Annotated in this window: 4 protein-coding genes and 1 pseudogene; 2 read left to right on the forward strand and 3 right to left on the reverse strand. The window is 70.7% G+C overall.

The window, feature by feature from the left end; genetic code table 11:
* The 3 genes and pseudogenes from A612_RS02180 to A612_RS02190 all read right to left on the reverse strand — a co-directional run.
* Positions 1-374: pseudogene (locus A612_RS02180) on the reverse strand (EAL and HDOD domain-containing protein); the annotation flags it as partial.
* 45 nt (positions 375-419) lie between these two features.
* Positions 420-1679, reverse strand: coding sequence for an EAL and HDOD domain-containing protein (locus A612_RS02185; protein ID WP_040435693.1), 1260 nt, complete (start codon positions 1677-1679; stop codon positions 420-422).
* A gap of 78 nt (positions 1680-1757) precedes the next feature.
* Positions 1758-2561 (reverse strand): ferritin-like domain-containing protein, encoded by an 804-nt coding sequence (locus tag A612_RS02190; RefSeq protein ID WP_019372974.1) that lies wholly within the window; start codon positions 2559-2561, stop codon positions 1758-1760.
* A gap of 45 nt (positions 2562-2606) precedes the next feature.
* On the opposite strand from A612_RS02190, the gene A612_RS02195 reads away from it, so the two are divergent.
* Both A612_RS02195 and hslO read left to right on the forward strand, forming a co-directional pair.
* Positions 2607-3131 (forward strand): gamma carbonic anhydrase family protein, encoded by a 525-nt coding sequence (locus A612_RS02195; protein ID WP_019372975.1) that lies wholly within the window; start codon positions 2607-2609, stop codon positions 3129-3131.
* 40 nt (positions 3132-3171) lie between these two features.
* The coding region (hslO, locus tag A612_RS02200) for an Hsp33 family molecular chaperone HslO (protein ID WP_019372976.1) at positions 3172-3911 on the forward strand (740 nt) is incomplete at its 3' end.

Below are 3911 nucleotides of genomic sequence, written 5' to 3' on the forward strand. Positions count from 1 at the left end.
GGCAGCAGCCGCTCGATCTGCTCGGGCTCGGCGTTGGCGCCCAGGATCGGCACCTCCAGCACCACGCGCTCCGGGTGGATCAGCTCCAGGTGCCGCCCCACCAGGCTCTCGTGCGTGCAGTTGATGAAGACCGTCTTGCGGTCGCCCAGCGCCTCCGATCCGGCGAAGGACAGAGCGTTGAACAACAGGGCCGCGTCGCTGGCGGCGGTATGCGAGCTGGCTGCCACCGAGCGGTCGAAGAGCTCGTAGCCGTACACCGCCCGCTTGTCGTCCAGGATGGCCTGGCGGGCGATCACGACCAGGTCGCTGGCGGCAGGGTCGGCCGCGGCTTCGGTGGAGGGCAGGGGGGAGGCGCTTGCCTGGGTGTCGGACATGGGTCGTTGGGCAGAAGGGCGAACGGATGGAGCGCGGACGGGCGTTCAGCCTCCGTCCCGGTCGATGGCGCTGGCCCAGCTCAGGGCCTGGACGTGGGCCGCGTCGACGCGCCGCTCATCGATGCCGAGCGCCCGGGCCGCTTCCTGGAAGGCCGCCACATCGCCGCGCTCGCAGGCCTGGGCGAGCGCCAGCAGGCCGCCGTGGAGCCCGCGGTGGTGCAGCACGGCATCGGCCGTGGACTGGGGCAGGTCGAGCAGCCCGATGGCGTCGGCCAGAGGCATGCCGAGCAGCTGGTCGAGCATGGAAAACAAACCGACCACGAAGGCCTGGCCGGCTTCCTCCGGCGATTGCAGGTCCTGCGCCAGCAGCTCCATCAGCCGGCCGCGCACCACCGCGCTGGTGGCGACGGAGGGCGGCGCGTCGGCGTTGCGCACCGCCGTGAGCAGCAGCGCCGCCCAGCGGAACAGCTTCTTCAGCCCGAGCAGCATGACGGCCTGGCGCAGGGAATTGATCTCGCGCGCCATGCCCAGCCCGGCGGAATTGATCAGGCGCAGCAGGTTGAACACCAGACCGGCATCGCGCTTGAGCACCGCCTCGATGTCCTCGATGGACGCCTGGCTGCGCACCAGGTTGATCAGCTGCACCACGGTGGTCTGCGCCGGTGTCAGGACGCGCGCCTGCACCAGGGTGGGACGCGCGAACCAGAAACCCTGGAACAGCTGGACCCCGAGCGAGGAGGCCATGTCGTATTGCTGCGCGGACTCGACCTTGTCGGCGATCAGCTCGGCCTGGCTGTGGCGCCCGGCGTATTTGACCAGCACGGCGACCTGGTCGGGCGCGAGCAGGCACAGGTCGAGCTTGATGTAGTCGGCCAGCGGCAGCCAGGGCGCATAGGTGGACTCCAGCACCGTGTGGTTGAAGGCCAGATGGAAGCCACGCTCGCGCAGCTGCTGCAGGATCGGCAGGCGCGCGTGCACCTCCTCGGCGGCGGCGTGGCCCAGGGGCGGGATCTCCAGCACCACCTTGTCGGGCGAGACCAGGTCCAGGTGCCCGCCTCCGAGGCTCTCGTGCGTGCAGTTGACGAACAGCAGCACCTGGCCGACGAGCTCATCGGTGCCGGCGTGCGACAGGGCGGTGAAGGTCAGGAGCGCATCGCTGGCCGCCGTGTGCTGCGTGCGCGAGCGGTTGAACAGTTCGTAGCCGACGACGGCCTGCTGGCCGTTCATGATGGCCTGGCGGGCGATCATCGAGCCGGTGCTGAGGGAGGCTGGAGAAGAGGGGCTCGGAGAGGGCGGGGCGGTCATGGAAGGGGCAATCGCCTGGGACGAAGCGGCCGTGCCGCCCCATTGTAGGCAAGCGCTGCGGCGCCGCTGCGGCGGGGCTCACTGGTGTTCCAGCCAGGCGAGCTCGGTCTCGCTGAAACCGGCGGCGCGGCGCGCCCGCAGGTTGAGCGGCGGCTTGGGGCGCGGCGCCTGGTATTGTGCGACCAGCAGGGCGTAGTGCGCCACCGGATCCAGGCCGGCGCGCCCGCACAGCCATGCGTACCAGTGGTTGCCGATCGCCACGTGGCCGATCTCCTCGCGCTCGATGATGCCCAGCAGCGCCACGGCCTCCAGGGCGTCGGGCGAGCCCACGGCGCGCAGCTTGTGCTGGATCAACGGGGTCGCGTCCAGGCCGCGCGCCTCCAGCGTGCGCGGCACCAGCGCCATGCGCGCCACGATGTCGTGCGCGGTCTTCTCGCACATGGCCCACAGACCCTGGTGCGCGGGAAAGTCGCCGTAGTCGGCGTTCAAGTGCGTGCGCAGGTGCTGGCGCAGCATGTCGAAATGCCGCGCCTCCTCGGCGGCCACGCGCAGCCAGTCGCGGTAGAACGGCTCGGGCATGCCGGCGAAGCGCCAGACCGCGTCCAGCGCCAGGTTGATGGCGTTGAACTCGATGTGCGCGATGGCGTGGATCAGCGCCGCGCGGCCCTGCAGCGTGGACGGGGGGCGGCGCGGCACCTCCGTGTGGTGCAGCAGCTGGGGGCGCGCCGGGTGGCCGGGCAGGGGCTGGCCGGTGGGCGCGAGCTGCGCCCGTGGGTCCAGCGCCACGGTATCTGCGGCGGCGTACAGCGCCAGGGTCTGGGCGGTCTTCTGGTCGGGATCCGTGAGGCCGAGGATCTCCAGGGCGCGTTGGCGAAGCTCCATCCCTACAATTGTAGTTTTGCAGCAACCACAGACGAAGGCGGGGCGATGGCGATCTACGAACTCGACGGCAAGGCGCCACAGCTGGCGGCGTCCAGCTGGGTGGCCGACAGTGCCGAGGTCATGGGCAATGTGGTGGTGGGCGAGGATGCGAGCATCTGGTTCGGTACCGTGGTGCGCGGCGACTGCGAGACCATCACCATCGGCGCCGGCTCGAACGTGCAGGACGCGAGCGTGCTGCACGCCGATTTCGGCATGCCGATCGTGATCGGCGAGCGCGTCACCGTCGGCCACCAGGTCATGCTGCATGGCTGCACCATCGGCGACGGTTCGCTGATCGGCATCGGCGCCGTGGTGCTCAATGGTGCGAAGATCGGGCGCAATTGCCTGGTGGGCGCCGGTGCGCTGGTCACCGAGGGCAAGGAATTTCCCGACGGCTCCATGATCCTGGGCAGCCCGGCGCGGGTGGTGCGCGAGCTCACGCCCGAGCAGATCGAGGGCCTGCGCCAGAGCGCCCAGCACTACATCGAGAACGCGCGGCGTTTCCGCTCCACCTTGCGCCGCCTCGGCTGAGACGCCGGGCGCTGCGCCCCACAGAAAGCGATTGCCAGACGTGTCCGAACTGCACAAATTCCTCTTCGACGGCCTGCCGGTGCGCGGGGCCATCGTCCGCCTGACGGGCGCCTGGACGGAGCTGCTGGCGCGCCGCGCGGGCAATACTGAGACCGGGCCCTATCCGCCGCCAGTGGCCGAGCTGCTGGGCGAGATGTGCGCCGCCGGCGTGCTGATGCAATCGCACCTCAAGTTCCACGGCGCGCTGGTGCTGCAGGTTTTCGGCGACGGCCCGGTCAAGCTCGCGGTGGCGGAGGTGCGCTCGGACCTGCAGCTGCGCGCGACCGCCACCGTGACGGGGACCGTCGGGCCCGGGGCGCAGCTGCCCGACATGGTGAATGCCGGGGGCGGCGGGCGCTGCGCCATCACGCTCGATCCGCAGGGCCGCCTGCCCGGTCAACAGGCCTACCAGGGGGTGGTGCCGCTCGATGGCCCCGAGGGCCGGCTGGAGCGCCTGTCGCAGGTGCTGGGCCAGTACATGCGCCAGTCCGAGCAGCTGGAGACCACACTGGTGTTGGCGGCCGACGAACAGGTGGCGGCCGGCCTGATGATCCAGCGCATGCCAGCGCAGGGTGCGGGCAACCTGGAGGGCGCGCGCGCCGCAGGGGGCGAGGATGCGCCGCACGACGAGGACTTTCGCCGTATCGCCACCCTGGCGGCGAGCCTGACGCGCCAGGAGTTGCTGACGCTGGATGTGCACACCATCCTCCACCGCCTGTTCTGGGAGGAGCGGCTGGGGGG

The sequence above is a fragment of the Melaminivora alkalimesophila genome, from assembly GCF_000282995.1.
Lineage (GTDB): Bacteria > Pseudomonadota > Gammaproteobacteria > Burkholderiales > Burkholderiaceae_C > Melaminivora > Melaminivora alkalimesophila.